Genomic DNA, 15,509 nt, shown 5'->3' with positions numbered 1-15,509 from the left:
TCCTAATTTCTGAAAACTAAGCTTACTAACCTATTGTTTCATAAGTTGCATGGTGTTACAAAAATTTCAACCGCGCCAAATGAAAAACGAACTGCTGAATTAAATTCAACAGTTCGTTTTAATTAGACTACCCGTCTTACAACGTGGTTAAAGCGTCTTGCCCAGTGTGGATCACTAAGGCTTGAAATGCCCACTCCATGGGTATCAGTTGAAGGTGAGTCGTTCAAGAACAACCCACGGCCAAGGTAAATCCCGACGTGACAAAATGCCCCCTCCTTCTTATCATTAAAGAAGAAGATGTCACCACGCTTCATGTTCTTATAGTTAACGGCGCGGCCTTCCTTTGCTAATGTATAGGTCGTAGCGGTAACCGAACCTAAGTTAACTCCCGCTTTGGCGTAGATGTAGTGAATAAATGAGGAGCAGTCGAACCGCCGAGCAGCAATACTAGCAGCGGTTCTCCCGCCACCCCATGAATAAGGTGACTTGCCAACCAATGCTTCACCGACCTTAATCGCCTTTTCAATTTTTGCATTGTGGCTATTCAAGCCACTGAGGTTAAATTCCATATCCCGACCGTTAATGTAGTAATTTTGGCCATCCTTAGTTACCCGGAAATAGCCCTCCTTGGTGTTCGTGTACTTCCGGTAGTTCACGTTTAACCATTGGTCAGTTAATCCAAGGCTACTTGCGGTCCCTAACTTTTGAGCGTTTTTAGTGGCAGCAGGCGCAGAATAAACAGCGGTACTGGCATTCGTTACCTTCATTTTTTCATTCATGCTCCCCTGTTCCTTAACGTATTGATTGAATGCATTACTGCTGATCCAACCACGGGCCGTTTTGACGTAGGTATCCTTATTGGTCTTAGCAATCCGGGTTAACTTAAATGATTTCCCATAGTCACCCTTAGCAGAAGCCACTTTCCCAACGTTGTTCAATTGTTTGTAAAAATGATAACGGGTTTGATAAAGCTTCTTAGTGGCATTGTATGCCTGGTTATATGTAGAATCCTTAGTCGTATCAACGCTAGTGCCAGCATTTGATTTCTTAACGGTCTTAGTCACCGTCGTTGATTTAGTATTCCCATCTTGCGATTCAGTTTGTTTACTTTGGGTTTGGGTCGTACTAGTAGTATCAGCATTCGCTGATGTTGTGTTCATGTAAGCTAACCCCGCAAACGAGGCTGAAACTACAGATAGCACGTAAAAACTCCGCTTCAAATTATGATTTAAAATATTGATCACTCCAACTAATTAAATATTATTAATCATATTATATAGTATACAAAATAAAATAATAAGCATTTCTGAACGAATGTAAAGATAATGTAATGAATGGTGAAATTAAATTAATAATCGATTAAATCAAGATAAGGGTTGACTTTCTTTTTTAATCATACTATTATGTAAATATAAATTAAATCGAAATCAAAGGAGGCGCACCCATGTTAGAGTTAGTTTTAGCTTTAAATAACGGACTAAATAATAATACCAATTCAAATTACAATAATAATAATAATTTAAATCGAAATAATAATTGTAATCTGTATGGGTATTTATTTAACATGGTGACCGCCTAAAATAAATTGTATCCATACGTAAGCAAGCGTGTGGATACCTTTCAAATTCTGAACTTCCAAAAGGACCCGCATTTCAGCTTACAAGCATGCGAGTCCTTTTATATTTCGATTAAATATCTTTATTGCCCCGTAGTTCAATGGTAGAATGCCGCACTGTTAATGCGTAGGTTGTTGGTTCGAGTCCAACCGGGGCAGTTGATTCTGCTTTGGAATCTTAATTAAATATCTTTTTTGCCCCGTAGTTCAATGGTAGAATGCCGCACTGTTAATGCGTAGGTTGTTGGTTCGAGTCCAACCGGGGCAGTCGATTCCGTTTTGGAATCTTAATTAAATATCTTTTTTGCCCCGTAGTTCAATGGTAGAATGCCGCACTGTTAATGCGTAGGTTGTTGGTTCGAGTCCAACCGGGGCAGTCGATTCCGTTTTGGAATCTTAATTAAATATCTTTTTGCCCCGTAGTTCAATGGTAGAATGCCGCACTGTTAATGCGTAGGTTGTTGGTTCGAGTCCAACCGGGGCAGTTGATTCCGTTTTGGAATCATTAGTTAAATATATTTTTTGCCCCGTAGTTCAATGGTAGAATGCCGCACTGTTAATGCGTAGGTTGTTGGTTCGAGTCCAACCGGGGCAGTCAAAAATCCCATGCTGTTGATCTCAGGCATGGGATTTTGTTTTCGTTTATTTAATTGCGTTCAATGCGTGGGTAAAACAGTTTAGGGAACAATTAATTTCTGCTTTGATGATTGAAAAGTGATAATCAACATCCTTTTCAGTAATTTGATCCAACGGCGTTTCATTGAGCACCTTAACAAAGTGGTCAATATCCTTAATCACGTTGCTATTTTCATTCGTCCCGTCCAGAGCATTAATAATGTGGGAACGCGTTCTCCGCAATGAAGTTAATACCTCTGTTTGTCTTGCTTGATCCATTATAATGGCCCCCTTTTCGTCCTATCTTTTTAATATTATAGGACAAATTGATTATTTAGCAATTAATTAGCATACAATCTATTTTAAATCAATCTGAATTCCCTTGGCCTGTAAATTAGCCAAACAGGTTGCTAAGTAATCTGCATCGTGTTCTGGATAAATGGGATCCGTTAACAAGACTGGCGTTAGCTTTTGATATGCAACACAGCTGGTGCCCCGGTAATTAGCATTTAACCACCGTTCATCTGGATGGTACCCACGCCGGTGCATCTCAGCCATCACCAGTTGATGAAACTGAAATAGCCGGTATGGCGAGTGGGTAAATACATAGTCAACGGTGGCATGCTTTTTGCCCCACCCATTGCCACGGAGTGCACAGACCTCACGATGTTGGCCTAATAGTTGTTGGCGTGGCAATTTAGTAATCAATGCTTGATGCCATAAACGCATTTAATCACAATCATTCCTTAAGTCCTGGATTAATCTTGATTTTAACAGGTATTTCACCTGATACTGATCAGTTAAGTCCACTAAAAACGACCCCAGTTCGTCATCACTGGGGGTTAACTTAGCTAATAAATAAACGTAGCGATCACGTTCCGCCTGGGTGGCATTTTTTTTTAAATAGCCCCAGACGTGTTGATAGGCAGTCGTCAGGGTCGCTTTAGTCGGTGGTTGGTGGTCTAGATCTCTTATAATCTGCTGATACTCTGCCTGTTTATCCGGCGTCCAATCATTATTCCGGGCTAACGTTCGAATGCGGTTATATGCTTGCTGGGAATGGGCCATGACCCAGTATTTATTGTGGGCCCACTCGCTTTGCCATTGTTGCATTTCATAATCACTCCCTGAATACAAAAATAACAGGTAATAGTGACTTAACACCGTTTACCTGTTACAACTCTTAGCCGATATTCTCGATTCGTTTGTTTCTATTTATATAATACCACGTTGAATCGTAAAGTCAACCCAAATTAACCATTTTTGTAAAATCCCCCACCATAATTCATAATCATATAATCTTGTTATCCAATGTGCTAAACTAAAATTAAATTACTAAATAGTAAGGTGATAAATATGTCATACAAGAATGATAACGATGACTTAGATAATATTGATGATTTAAACGACATTTTTGATGAAGATAACTACAGTGATGAGGACCAAGATCCGCTCGAAGATTTAAGCGGTGACGGTAACCGGACCATTGATGATAATACCCCTGATGATAACGGTGATAATTGGGACGATAATGATGACGATACGACCGATGACTTCGATACCGACACCGCTGACGATGATGATCGTGACATCACCGACGATATTGGCGAAGATACCGCTGAGGACGAGGATGATGATGACAATCCCGTCGATGATGATCCGGATGATTCTGATGAGCAAAACTTTGATAACCCAGATGACACCGATGCCTGGGAATAATTAATTGGAGGAAAATTAAAAATGGAATTCTTTGAACTAAACGATGGAAACAAAATGCCCGCAGTTGGATTTGGGACTTACAAGTTAACCGACCCAGTTGAAACCCCAAAGGCCGTTGATGCAGCCATTAACGCCGGATATCGATTAATCGATACCGCTCGGGTCTACTCCAACGAATCACTAGTTGGCCAAGGGATTAAGCAAAACGGCATTCCGCGTGACCAGTTATTCCTTACTTCTAAGGTTTGGATCAGTGACAATGGGTACGAAAATACCAAAAAGGCGATTGATGAATCGTTAAAAGCCCTTCAATTGGACTACCTTGATTTATACCTAATTCACCAACCCTATGGTGATAACTACGGTTCATGGCGTGCAATGGAAGAAGCTCAAACTGCGGGTAAGATTAAATCACTTGGGGTTTCTAACTTCCCTGACTACCAAATTACCGACTTAGCCCAATTTAATAAGGTTAAACCAGCTATTAATCAAATTGAAATTAACCCTTGGAACCAAGAACAAGCTAGCGTTGATTACCTTAAGGGCTACGGAATCCAACCAGAAGCATGGGCCCCATTTGCACAGGGTTATGACCACATCTTTACTAACCCCACATTAAAGCAAATTGCCGATGCCCATAATAAGGGTGTGGGGCAAGTAATGCTCAGATGGTTATTCCAACGTGGTATCGTTTCAATTGCCAAGAGTGCTAAACCAGAACGGATTAAAGAAAATGTTGATATCTTTGACTTTACCCTTTCTGATGCTGAAATGAAGCAAATTGCTGCTCTCGACCGCAAGGAAGGTGTCTCAGCCGATCATACCGACCCTAAGACCGTGTTGCGGCTTAGCCAATACACCACTAATTTAAATGGCCTCGATTAAGCTTTAAGCTTTTCGCTAAATCAGCCAGTGACGATTCAATTATCGCCACTGGCTGATTTTTATTTATTACTATTTTGTAGATAACGGAATGCTTGTTGCCCCGCTTGTCGGCCAAAGACGACCGTCTCAGCAATTGAATTGCCACCAATTCGGTTATCACCATGCAGACCACCAGCGACTTCCCCACCGGCAAATAAGCCGGCAATTGGTTCGGCAGCTGAATTCAGGACCTCCGTCTGATGATTAACTTTCAATCCGCCCATCGTATAATGCACCGCAGGTTTCACATGAATTGCAAAAAACGGGGGCTGGTTCAACTGCCGGTCCATCCCAGTCGTGCGGTGAAATTGTGCATCAGTATGGATTGCAACCGCTTGGTTCCACTGCTCGACCGTAGTGCGCAGGTTCGTTTCATCCACTCCGATGTTGGCTGCTAACGACGCTAAATCAGAACCATGGATAACCAGCCCGATTGAATCGTAAAATTCGATTGCCTTGGCGTGGTCACGCACGCCCTGATCCAAAATCAGGTAAGCGTCGTGTTCTGGTCGGGTATTGATCGCGGCAGTTACCATCTTTCTAGTTGCTAGCTCATTCACAAAGCGATGCCCGGTTCGGTCCACTAAGATGGCCCCTTCCCCACGGACCGCCTCCCCAATTAAAAAGGCATGGTCATGATCCTGTTGGACGGTCGGATGGACTTGGATTTTTTCCATATCGACTAACGCCGCTCCGACATCGGTTGCTAGCGTTAACCCATCCCCAGTAGCCCCAGGTTGATTCGTAGTTCGATAATGAACTAGGTCCGGACGGTACGAGCCAATCAGTTGTTGATTGGCCCCGAATCCACCGGTGGCTAAAATCACTGCAGCTCCATTAATTTGTCGATTAGTGCCATCGAAAAGCTCTGCGCTGACTCCGCAAACTTGTTTGGCGTTCATTCGGATTTTTTGCACCGTGACTTGGGTAAACACGGGAATTTGTGCTTCCTGAATTAAATTCAACAACGCAGTGACCAAAAAATTGCCAATCGGTGCCATGCTGCTGGGCCGGTGGGTCCGCTTGGTCCCCATCCCACCGGTAATCGTTACATCATCTAATTCGATGTCATGATCTGCTAACCAATCTACCGCTAGTGCCGCATGGGTCGTAAAATAATGCAGTAACTCCGGATTATTCTGGCGATCGCCACCGTTGAGGGTATCATCATAAAAGGCAGCGAAGCTATCAACAATGTGATGCTTTAATTGCACCTCCGTTTCGGCAGCGTTCATCCCAGAAGATGCTCGATTAGTGTTCCCACCTAGTTGTGCCATTTTTTCTAAAATCACCGGGTGTAAGCCCAGTTCATATGCTTGCAGCGCTGCTACTAATCCAGTCGCCCCGGACCCCACTATGATCAAATCGTAGTAATCAGCTAACTGCGTAATTGGGTTGGGTTGAAACTTCGTTTTTACCATCTAGTGCCTCCTTGATATTAATACCCCCATTTTACAATACATCAGCCCCTGGTGCAGTTTGAGCGTTTTGGTTTACATGTGTAAACCTAAATGGTATATTATTCCTTGGAAAGTTTTGAAGGGGGAATCATAATGAGCGATACCGTTAGTATCACGAATTCCGAATGGTGCGTAATGCGGATCGTTTGGACACTTAAGCAATGCACCAGCCGGCAAATCATTGATGAAATGACTGCCAAAAATGACTGGAGCCCGTCAACGACTAAGACCCTGATCACTAGGTTGAAAAATAAGGACTACCTCAATGCTGATAAGCACGGCGGCAGCTTTACCTATTCACCTAAAATTAGCGAACGGGATGCGATGAATGCTGTTTCAGTCGACTTATTTTCTAACATGTGTGAAATGAAGGTTGGTAAAGAAGTCGGGACGATTATTGACCACTTCGATATTAGTAAAAATGATATTCAAATGTTGATTGATAAACTAACTGAAAAACAAAAAACCGCTCCTGATCAGGTCAAATGTAACTGCGTTGATGATCAATATATGAAATGTGGAGATGATATGAAGTGAAAGATGATAACATGAAGGGTATGAATATGAAGGATTCAGATGATAAGTATCAAAACATGTCAAATATGAAAATGGATGGCAAAGACCATGCCATGGGGAACATGAAGATGGATCATAGCAACCACGACATGGGTAATATGAACATGAATGGTAGTGACCACGACATGGGCAATATGAACATGGATCATAGCAGCCACGACATGGGGAATATGAACATGGATCACGGTGGCCACGACATGGGCAGCATGGACATGAGTGGCGGCGGCATGATGATGATGCATGGTGGCCACATGATGAATATGGGGAACCTTAAGCATAAGTTCTGGGGTTCTTTCGCCCTAATGATTCCAATTTTAATCATGTCACCAATGATGGGGATGCGACTACCATTCCAATTCTTCTTTAAGGGATCGGATTGGGTCGTCGCAATTCTTGGAACCATCCTCTTCTTCTATGGTGGGAAGCCATTCTTTAGTGGTGCAAAGGGCGAAATCGAAGCCAAAAAGCCAGCCATGATGTCATTAATTTCAATGGGGATTACGGTGGCCTATGTTTACAGTATTTACTCAGTCATCAATAATAACCTCACCCATTCTGGCATGATGGTCAGTAACTTCTTTTGGGAGTTATCGACGTTAATCGTCATTATGCTCCTGGGCCATTGGATTGAAATGAATACGATCATGAACGCCGGTTCAGCAGTCGATAAGCTTTCCAACTTACTCCCTAACACCGCCAGTGTTAAGCAAGCAGATGGTCAGTTCAAGGCTGTTTCATTGGACCAGCTTCAAACTGGTGCAATCGTGCTAGTCAAAGCTGGTGAAAAGATTCCAGCCGATGGGGTCATTACCGCAGGCAATGGTAAAGTCAACGAATCGTTAGTGACCGGTGAATCTAGAAGTATCCAGAAAACCGTTAACGATAAGGTGATCGGTGGTTCGACCAATGACGATGGTAGTTTACAATTCAAAGTTACCGGAACTGGTGATTCAGGCTATCTTTCCAAGGTCAAGAACCTGGTTTCAAGTGCACAAAACAGTAAGTCTAAGAATCAAAATCTAGCTGACCGGGTCTCCGGTTATCTATTCTATGCATCACTATCAATCGCAGTTGTCGCCTGGATCATTTGGAGTTTGATCAACGGGGTTTCATATGCTACCACGACTGCAGTGACCGTGTTGATCATTGCTTGCCCCCATGCACTGGGCCTTGCAATTCCACTAGTGGTTTCACGGACCACTTCCCTAGCGGCTACCAACGGGCTTTTAATTCGTAACCGTGATGCACTAGAAGGCACCAAAAAGCTCAAGTTCGCATTAATGGATAAGACCGGAACGTTAACCCAGGGCCAATTCAAGGTCAATTTGGTTAAGAGCCTTACTGATGCAATTTCTGATGATGACGCCCTTAAGTTAATCGCTAGCGTTGAACAAACTTCTAGCCATCCCCTTGCGAGTGGGATCCTATCCGCAGCAAGGGCCAAGGGCCTAAAGCTAGCAAACGCAGATAACGTTAAGCAAATCACCGGTGCTGGGATGGAGGCCACCATTGACGGGAAACCATACCAAGTGGTCTCTGGAAAGTACCTGACCGAACACCAAATTCAATTTGACCAACAACAATTTGATACCGTCGCTTCACAGGGGAACACGGTCAGCTATCTTGTTCAAGGCAATCAAGCGCTTGCCATCGTTGCTGAAGGTGATCAAATCAAGCCCGATTCGGATAAAATGGTTCAATATTTAAATGAAAACGGCATTCAACCCGTAATGTTGACTGGTGATAATGCTCAAACCGCTCAAAAGGTGGCTAAGACGCTTGGAATTGCTAAGGTCGAGGCCAATTTAAAGCCGGAAGATAAGCAAAAACTGGTTACCAAGTATCAACAATCAGGGGCAGTTATGTTCATCGGGGATGGGGTCAACGACGCACCCAGTTTGGCAAAGGCCAACTTAGGCGTTGCAATTGGTTCTGGAACCGACGTCGCAATCGATTCAGCCGACGTCGTATTGGTCAATAGTGATCCAAAGGATGTCATTGCCCTCTTGAAACTAGCCCGGGCATCTGAATCAAAGATGGTCGAAAACCTATGGTGGGGAGCTGGTTATAACATCGTTGCCCTCCCACTTGCTGCTGGGATTTTGGCATTTATCGGTATCACGTTAAGCCCAATGGCTGGAGCGGTCCTAATGTCACTTAGTACCGTGATCGTTGCCATTAACGCCATGACGTTACACGTTGAAAAATAAGAAAGCAATTTACTTGCGGTTTTCAATAAAGCGACTATTATAAAAGTTAAACAAGGACATTAATTGGATATATCGAACTAAGTGGGGTTAATTCATTTGAATTGGCCCCACTTTTTAATTGTTTTTAAATATCACAGCGTGTATCCTAAAAGTATCGTAAACAATTTATTTAATAGCATAATATTAGGAGTGATTAATCAATGAAGTTTAGTAAATATCTAACCGTTGGTTTAACTGCAGTCTTAATTGGTGGATGGACAGCCACGGCGACCGTCTCCGCTAACACCACTACATACCAATATAAAGTAAACACGGTCCACTATTATTCTCAATTACCGAACGCCAAGGGCAAGTTCAAGCACGTTAAAAAGACCGTTAAGTATGATCTTAAAGGGGTTCACGTTAAGGTCCATAAAGTAAAGACCGTCCACCACGTTAAATATGCTAAGGTGGGCAGCAAGTGGGTCCAATTTGATCAGTTGACTAAGGTTAAGGCTAAAGCTAAAGCTAAGCAACATTCAGCAACGCCCACTGGTAATAATGATGCCACTAGTAATTCTAATGATGATAGTAACACGGACAATGCTAGCAGCAGTTCCAGCAGTGACACATCCAATCACAATTTGACCAGTCCGTTAAGTGCAAGTAGCAACAACAATTCATCAACAATCAATTGGAACGACACCAATAATACCCAGCTAGCCGTGCAAGCAGCGCTCACCTACTTAAATCAAGTCCGGACCCAAGCGGGACTACCGGCATTCCAATTAAATCAAAAGTTAGCCCAAGTCGCTAATTTACGGGCGAGCCAACTCGTTTCTAATTTCTCACACTATGATTCCAATGGCAATTTAGCGTTCGAGACGACTGCAAAACAGCTAGGTTATAGTGGCAACCAAAGTCCATTCGGGACCTGGGGGGAAAACATTTACCAGGGCTACGTTGGCGATACCGATACGCCCCAAACGGCTGGTCAACAGGGCATCAAGTCGTTTCAATCTGAAGGGCCCGAAAATAATGATGGCAACGAACACGGCCACTACGAAAATGATATGTCGACATCATTTAATCAGGTCGGCATCGGCTTCAAGTACGACCCCGCTTCGCAAAATACCTACCTTGCCGTTGATTTTGGGGTCGGGAATAACAACAACACTAGTTCATCAACTACCCCAGCCAGTGCCAATTACTCCACACCTAATGCTAACAATAATGGGACCCAGAGTAGCGTAACGACCCCTACCCCGAATACCACCACGACTCAACCTAGTGATGATAACGGTGGCGTCAAAATTAGTCATACCATCACCGCTACTGACGGCAATGGTAATTCCACCACCATTAATGGCAATACCTTTACGGTGGATGCAAATGGGAATCCCGTCAGTGTTGGTAGCAACCAGAGCACTAGTAATGCTGATAACAGTGCTAATAGCACCCAAAGTGCCAATAATAGTAATAACAATCAGCTGAATAACATGAATAATTACAGTCCATTTGCAAATAATCAAGGGACTTCTAGTGATAACCAGACAGCAACAAATGCTCAAGAAGCTTCTAATGATAATCAGACGTCATCAAATGAGCAAGACCCTAGTTCAACCATTAATTGGACTAGTGATAGCACTAGGCAAGCTGCAGCTCAGGCGGCGTTCAACGAACTCAATCAAGCCCGGTCCAAAGCTGGATTACCGGCCTTGCAGTGGGATCCTAAATTAGCCAAGGTCGCAGAGATGCGTTCCAATGATTTAATAGCAGACTTTAACCATCGAGATTCATCCGGCACCATATATGCACAAAAAGACGCTGAACAACTGGGGTACTCATGGTCAGATGACCCGTTTGGGACCTGGGGTGAAAACATTGCCCAGGGCAATCCGGCAGATACCATCCAAGCTGCTGGTGCTCAGGGCATCGACATGTTCCAATCCGAAGGACCCGATAATGGTGATGGTCAAGAACACGGTCACTATGAAAATGATATGTCCACTGAATTTAACGCGGTCGGCATCGGGTTTAGCTATGATCCCAATTCTGGCAACACATACCTTGCAGTTGACTTTGGATATAATGGATAAAATATAGATACGAAGGAAATCGAATTGATTTCCTTTTTATTTTTCGCAAAATTGTAACCATTCATGAAAATAAGTTATACTAATCATTGTTAACACTATAATTAATTTTTAGGGGTCCTATTTATGAAAATAAAAAAATACTTCATTTCTGGAATTACAGCCGCCACACTACTTTCTACGGTGCCACTTGCTGCGCATGCTAAGGTTACCAAAACGATTACATATAAGGCTAGAACTAGCCGGGTGGTAAAATACAATCAACTCCCCACTTCAAGTAAGGTCAAGGGTCAAAAGAACTTTAAGTTAAGGGGGGCGTTTTTAGCTGCTTCCTTTAGCTCAGTTCGCGGAATCAGATACGCCCTTTTGACAAATAACGGCAATAAAGTGGGTTGGTTCAAGCTCAGTAACCTGGACAAGGTCACAACAACGACTACCACCACTAAGGTAAGAAAAAAAGTCGCTACTACTAGTAACAATCAAACAGCTAGTCAAGCGAGTTCAAGTAGTGCCAATAATCTGGGAAGCGCCATTGCTAGCTTAAGCAATGCTACTACTAGTTCCAGCAGTGCTTCCACTAACGCTAGCTCTGCAAATACTGCCAATAATTCAAGCAATTATACCACTACTTTTAGCAGCGCTACCTCCAGTAGTTCAGTCGATGCCAGCGCCGCCAATGCAGCGACTTCGATTGCAAACATGGATTATACCAATGCTGCCACTAACAACCCAAGCAGCGACGTTTTGAGTGCCATTAACCAATCCACTGATAATTGGAATAACTCCACCGTCCTTGCTGCCACCGCCCAAGCTGCTTTGAATCAGGTTAACAGTGCCCGGGCCACCGCAGGACTGCCAGCATTGATCATTAATGATCAACTCACTAAAATTGCGCAAATGCGGGCCCAACAAATCGCCACTAATTTCAATCACTGGGATAGTAATGGGCAGTTAATTGCATTCGATGATGCCCAACAACTCGGCTTAGACATTGATAGTCACTCATATTCACTGTCAGAAAACCTCGGGAAAAGTTTCTACACTGATGGCGATACCCCTAGCACCGTTAGTGCTAAGATCATCAACGCATTTCAAGCTGAAGGTCCTGAAAATAATGACGGGAATGAACATGGTCACTACATTAACGACATGGATGCTAATAATAAGGAAGTCGGGATTAGTGTCTACACCGTTTCAGGAACCAATGACGTCTATCTCGCAATGGAATTTGGTAATTACTATAAATAACATGCTAAAACGCTGCTCGTTGCTGGGCAGTGTTTTTTTACATAAGTATTTCTAATATTAAGTGACTTCGAAACCAAAAACATGATTGACATTTTAAGCAATTGATATATAATTAAAAACTGATTATAAAATCATAATTTTAACATTTATAACATTAAATTATGATGAAATTATCAAAGGAGGAATGCTCAATATGACTGATGATAACAAGCATTTGATGGACGAAGAACATCAGTACTTTGCTAAGGGTTCTAGAATTAAGTACTTTGATATCGTAATCGAATCAGGGCAAGGTGCAATTTTAACCGATGCTGATGGAAATCAATACATCGATTTACTATCGAGTGCATCTTCTACCAATACCGGTCATTCACATCCCAAAGTCGTTAAGGAGATTCAGGAGCAAGCTAGTAAGCTAATTCAATATACGCCTGCCTACTTCGCAAACGAACCGGAGGTTAAGTTAGCCAAACGGCTTGCTGAAATCGCCCCGATTGATGGTCCCGCTAAGGTAACCTGGGGGAATTCGGGTTCTGATGCTAATGATGCAATTATCAAGTATGCACGTGCCTACACGGGTCGGCAATACATAGTTAGCTTTACCGGTGCTTACCATGGATCCACCTATGGTTCGATTACCACTTCAGGCGTCAGTTTAAACATGACTAGAAAAATTGGCCCCCTCTTACCGGGCGTCGTTAAAGTGCCATTTCCTAGTCCTTGGTATCGGCATGCTGGCGAAAGCGAAGATGCGTTCATTGATCGGATGTTTGAAGCCTTCAAATTACCATTTGATACCTACCTGCCTGCCGATGAAACCGCATTGATTGAAATCGAGGCTATTCAAGGTGATGGTGGGTTCGCTAAGGTGCCAGAACGCTACTTAAATCAAGTCGCCGAATTTGCCCATGCTAATGGCATTTTATTAGCGGTGGATGAGGTCAACCAGGGAATGGGTCGGACTGGTAAAATGTGGTCAATCGACCACTTCCCAGAAGTTACCCCTGATTTAATCGCGGTTGGTAAGTCCATTGCGTCCGGATTACCACTTAGCGCTGTGGTCGGTCGCAAGGAGGTCATCGATGCCTTAGATGCACCAGGGAATGTCTACACGACAGCTGGTAACCCGGTGACGACGGCTGCAGCCAATGCGACATTAGATGTGATTGAAGAAGAACACCTCGTTCAACGCAGTCACGACCTGGGGCTTGTTGCTGAAAAATACTTTCAATCCCTCGCAAAGCAATTCGATTTTATCGGTGACGTCCGATTATACGGATTAAATGGTGGAATTGACATTGTTGATCCCAAAACCGGTAAGGCCGATGGGCTTGCTGCGACTAAGTTAATTTACCGGATTTTTGAATTAGGGGCCCTAATGATTACCGTCCGTGGTAACATCTTACGGTTTCAGCCTCCGTTAGTCATCACCGAAGATGAATTAACAAGCGGATTAGAAATCATAAAACATGCCATGGAAGACTTAAAAAATGGTAAAATAAAAGAGTCGGCCGCTCTTAAGGGAATCGGCTGGTAAAATACAAAGGAGTTTTGTCTATGTCAGTATGGAAAAAAATGAATGAAAAAGTGGACTTCCACTTTTATCAACAAAAGGATCAGGCCCTCGAAAAGAAGCTTACCGTTAAGGACTTCTTGGCGTTAGGACTTGGAACCATCCTTTCGACTTCAATCTTTACGTTGCCCGGAATTGTTGCTGCGCAACATACCGGTCCAGCGGTTGTGTTTTCATATCTAGTTGCGGCCATCGTGGCTGGATTAGTTGCTTTAAACTATGCCGAAATGGCGTCATCATTACCATTTGCTGGATCCGCTTATTCATGGGTCAGCGTGGTCTTTGGAAAGTTCTGGGGCTGGATCGTCGGTTGGGCGTTGCTAGCTGAATACTTAATTGCCGTTGCCTTCGTGGCATCCGGGCTATCCGCCAATGTGCAAGGATTAATTTCGCCATTGGGCTGGAAATTACCAAATGCACTTGCATTTGGATTAGGAACTAACGGTGGGGTGGTTGATATCATCGCCGTTCTAACCGTTGCAATTGTTTCCTTCATCCTATTCTTAGGTGATGATAAGAGTTCTAAGGTTGCGAACCTATTGGTTGTACTTAAGCTACTTGCTATCGTTACGTTCATCGTCGTTGGTGCGACTGCGATCAAGGCGCAAAACTACGTTCCATTCGTCCCTGCTCACAAGCCAGGCACTGACTTTGGTGGTTGGCAAGGAATCTACGCCGGAGCTTCCACTATCTTCCTATCCTACATTGGATTTGATTCAATTGCTTCTAATTCTGCTGAAGCCAAGAACCCTAAGAAGACGATGCCACGTGGAATCATCGGTTCATTAATTATCGGAACCATCTTCTTCGTCTGTGTGTCATTAGTATTGGTTGGGATGTTCAAATACACCAACTACGCTAACAATGCAGAACCAGTTGGTTGGGCATTGAGACAACAAGGTCACGTTATCATCGCTTCAGTGGTTACTGCAGTTGCTGTGCTTGGAATGTTCACTGCATTGATCGCCATGATGATGGCTGGTTCACGGTTGATTTACTCATTCGGTCGTGACAAGATGCTACCAAAGGGTGTTGGTAAGCTTAACAAGAACCACTTGCCAAGTACTGCTCTTTGGATCATCACGATTGTAGGAATCGTAATGGGTGGGGTCTTCCCATTCACATTCCTAGCTGAATTGATTTCTACTGGGACTTTGATTGCATTCATGTTCGTATCACTTGCAATGTACCCACTTAGAAAGCGGGAAGGTAAGGACTTACCAGTTGCTCCATTTAGAGCTCCATTCTACCCCATCTTCCCTGCCCTTGGTTTCTTAGGTTCTCTCGTAATCTTCTGGGGTCTTGATGTTGAAGCTAAGATTTACTCATTAGTTTGGTTCGTTATTGGAGTTATCATTTACTTCACTTACAGTATTACCCACGCTAATTCAACGATTGCTGATCAACGTGATACTGAGGAAAACCAAGATTTAAATCAAGAAATGAGAAATAAATAATAAATAAAAGCACATCTTTTCAGGAGCTACTGGTCAA

Annotated in this window: 13 protein-coding genes and 5 tRNA genes; 13 read left to right on the top strand and 5 right to left on the bottom strand. The window is 43.2% G+C overall.

What is annotated here, in order from left to right; translation table 11 throughout:
- Positions 1 to 122: 122 nt before the first annotated feature.
- On the bottom strand, positions 123 to 1,160 hold the full coding sequence (locus MOO44_RS04095) for a C40 family peptidase (protein ID WP_260117144.1): 1,038 nt from the start codon (positions 1,158 to 1,160) through the stop codon (positions 123 to 125).
- 542 nt (positions 1,161 to 1,702) lie between these two features.
- On the opposite strand from MOO44_RS04095, the gene MOO44_RS04090 reads away from it, so the two are divergent.
- From MOO44_RS04090 to MOO44_RS04070, 5 genes are all read left to right on the top strand, one after another.
- Positions 1,703 to 1,774, top strand: a tRNA-Asn gene (locus tag MOO44_RS04090).
- 37 nt (positions 1,775 to 1,811) lie between these two features.
- A tRNA-Asn gene (locus MOO44_RS04085) sits at positions 1,812 to 1,883 on the top strand.
- 37 nt (positions 1,884 to 1,920) lie between these two features.
- A tRNA-Asn gene (locus MOO44_RS04080) sits at positions 1,921 to 1,992 on the top strand.
- A gap of 36 nt (positions 1,993 to 2,028) precedes the next feature.
- Positions 2,029 to 2,100, top strand: a tRNA-Asn gene (locus MOO44_RS04075).
- 38 nt (positions 2,101 to 2,138) lie between these two features.
- Positions 2,139 to 2,210, top strand: a tRNA-Asn gene (locus tag MOO44_RS04070).
- Positions 2,211 to 2,257: 47 nt separating this feature from the next.
- On the opposite strand, the gene MOO44_RS04065 is transcribed toward MOO44_RS04070, so the two are convergent.
- From MOO44_RS04065 to MOO44_RS04055, 3 genes are all read right to left on the bottom strand, one after another.
- A complete protein-coding gene (locus MOO44_RS04065; protein WP_260117143.1) occupies positions 2,258 to 2,509 on the bottom strand; it encodes a hypothetical protein in 252 nt (83 codons plus the stop codon).
- Positions 2,510 to 2,587: 78 nt separating this feature from the next.
- The gene (locus tag MOO44_RS04060) at positions 2,588 to 2,959 is read right to left on the bottom strand and encodes a TIGR02328 family protein (protein WP_260117142.1); all 372 of its coding nucleotides are present in this window, start codon (positions 2,957 to 2,959) and stop codon (positions 2,588 to 2,590) included.
- The gene (locus MOO44_RS04055) at positions 2,960 to 3,343 is read right to left on the bottom strand and encodes a YbgA family protein (RefSeq protein ID WP_260117141.1); all 384 of its coding nucleotides are present in this window, start codon (positions 3,341 to 3,343) and stop codon (positions 2,960 to 2,962) included.
- 243 nt (positions 3,344 to 3,586) lie between these two features.
- Between MOO44_RS04055 and MOO44_RS04050 the strand changes: the two genes are divergently transcribed.
- Positions 3,587 to 3,949: a hypothetical protein gene (locus tag MOO44_RS04050; RefSeq protein WP_260117140.1), complete on the top strand. Its 363-nt coding sequence runs from the start codon at positions 3,587 to 3,589 to the stop codon at positions 3,947 to 3,949.
- Positions 3,950 to 3,970: 21 nt separating this feature from the next.
- Positions 3,971 to 4,834, top strand: coding sequence for an aldo/keto reductase (locus MOO44_RS04045; RefSeq protein WP_260117139.1), 864 nt, complete (start codon positions 3,971 to 3,973; stop codon positions 4,832 to 4,834).
- 59 nt (positions 4,835 to 4,893) lie between these two features.
- Here MOO44_RS04045 and MOO44_RS04040 read toward each other — a convergent pair whose 3' ends face one another.
- Complete coding sequence (locus tag MOO44_RS04040; protein ID WP_260117138.1) at positions 4,894 to 6,294, bottom strand: flavocytochrome c; 1,401 nt, start codon at positions 6,292 to 6,294, stop codon at positions 4,894 to 4,896.
- Positions 6,295 to 6,426: 132 nt separating this feature from the next.
- Between MOO44_RS04040 and MOO44_RS04035 the strand changes: the two genes are divergently transcribed.
- The 6 genes from MOO44_RS04035 to MOO44_RS04010 all read left to right on the top strand — a co-directional run bounded on the left by MOO44_RS04035 (position 6,427) and on the right by MOO44_RS04010 (position 15,472).
- The gene (locus MOO44_RS04035; protein ID WP_260117137.1) at positions 6,427 to 6,870 is read left to right on the top strand and encodes a CopY/TcrY family copper transport repressor; all 444 of its coding nucleotides are present in this window, start codon (positions 6,427 to 6,429) and stop codon (positions 6,868 to 6,870) included.
- A complete protein-coding gene (locus MOO44_RS04030; RefSeq protein ID WP_423802922.1) occupies positions 6,867 to 9,119 on the top strand; it encodes a heavy metal translocating P-type ATPase in 2,253 nt (750 codons plus the stop codon). Before MOO44_RS04035 ends, MOO44_RS04030 begins: the two co-directional genes overlap by 4 nt.
- A 200-nt stretch (positions 9,120 to 9,319) precedes the next feature.
- On the top strand, positions 9,320 to 11,197 hold the full coding sequence (locus MOO44_RS04025) for a CAP domain-containing protein (protein WP_260117136.1): 1,878 nt from the start codon (positions 9,320 to 9,322) through the stop codon (positions 11,195 to 11,197).
- 123 nt (positions 11,198 to 11,320) lie between these two features.
- A complete protein-coding gene (locus tag MOO44_RS04020) occupies positions 11,321 to 12,442 on the top strand; it encodes a CAP domain-containing protein (protein ID WP_260117135.1) in 1,122 nt (373 codons plus the stop codon).
- A gap of 193 nt (positions 12,443 to 12,635) precedes the next feature.
- Complete coding sequence (locus MOO44_RS04015; RefSeq protein WP_260117134.1) at positions 12,636 to 13,979, top strand: aspartate aminotransferase family protein; 1,344 nt, start codon at positions 12,636 to 12,638, stop codon at positions 13,977 to 13,979.
- Between the two features lie 20 nt (positions 13,980 to 13,999).
- Complete coding sequence (locus MOO44_RS04010; RefSeq protein ID WP_260117133.1) at positions 14,000 to 15,472, top strand: APC family permease; 1,473 nt, start codon at positions 14,000 to 14,002, stop codon at positions 15,470 to 15,472.
- The last annotated feature ends 37 nt before the right edge of the window (positions 15,473 to 15,509 follow it).

The sequence above is a fragment of the Nicoliella spurrieriana genome, assembly GCF_023380205.1.
GTDB classification, from domain to species: Bacteria; Bacillota; Bacilli; order Lactobacillales; family Lactobacillaceae; genus Nicoliella; species Nicoliella spurrieriana.
The sequence above is the reverse complement of the archived record's forward strand: the minus strand, read 5'-3'. Positions and strand labels throughout refer to the sequence as shown.

Bases quoted from the DNA above. Each gene is read 5' to 3' on its own strand.
- MOO44_RS04095 (WP_260117144.1), bottom strand. From the start codon at position 1,160: ATGAACACAACATCAGCGAATGCTGATACTACTAGTACGACCCAAACC.
- MOO44_RS04065 (WP_260117143.1), bottom strand. From the start codon at position 2,509: ATGGATCAAGCAAGACAAACAGAGGTATTAACTTCATTGCGGAGAACG.
- MOO44_RS04060 (WP_260117142.1), bottom strand. From the start codon at position 2,959: ATGCGTTTATGGCATCAAGCATTGATTACTAAATTGCCACGCCAACAA.
- MOO44_RS04055 (WP_260117141.1), bottom strand. From the start codon at position 3,343: ATGCAACAATGGCAAAGCGAGTGGGCCCACAATAAATACTGGGTCATG.
- MOO44_RS04050 (WP_260117140.1), top strand. From the start codon at position 3,587: ATGTCATACAAGAATGATAACGATGACTTAGATAATATTGATGATTTA.
- MOO44_RS04045 (WP_260117139.1), top strand. From the start codon at position 3,971: ATGGAATTCTTTGAACTAAACGATGGAAACAAAATGCCCGCAGTTGGA.
- MOO44_RS04040 (WP_260117138.1), bottom strand. From the start codon at position 6,294: ATGGTAAAAACGAAGTTTCAACCCAACCCAATTACGCAGTTAGCTGAT.
- MOO44_RS04035 (WP_260117137.1), top strand. From the start codon at position 6,427: ATGAGCGATACCGTTAGTATCACGAATTCCGAATGGTGCGTAATGCGG.
- MOO44_RS04025 (WP_260117136.1), top strand. From the start codon at position 9,320: ATGAAGTTTAGTAAATATCTAACCGTTGGTTTAACTGCAGTCTTAATT.
- MOO44_RS04020 (WP_260117135.1), top strand. From the start codon at position 11,321: ATGAAAATAAAAAAATACTTCATTTCTGGAATTACAGCCGCCACACTA.
- MOO44_RS04015 (WP_260117134.1), top strand. From the start codon at position 12,636: ATGACTGATGATAACAAGCATTTGATGGACGAAGAACATCAGTACTTT.
- MOO44_RS04010 (WP_260117133.1), top strand. From the start codon at position 14,000: ATGTCAGTATGGAAAAAAATGAATGAAAAAGTGGACTTCCACTTTTAT.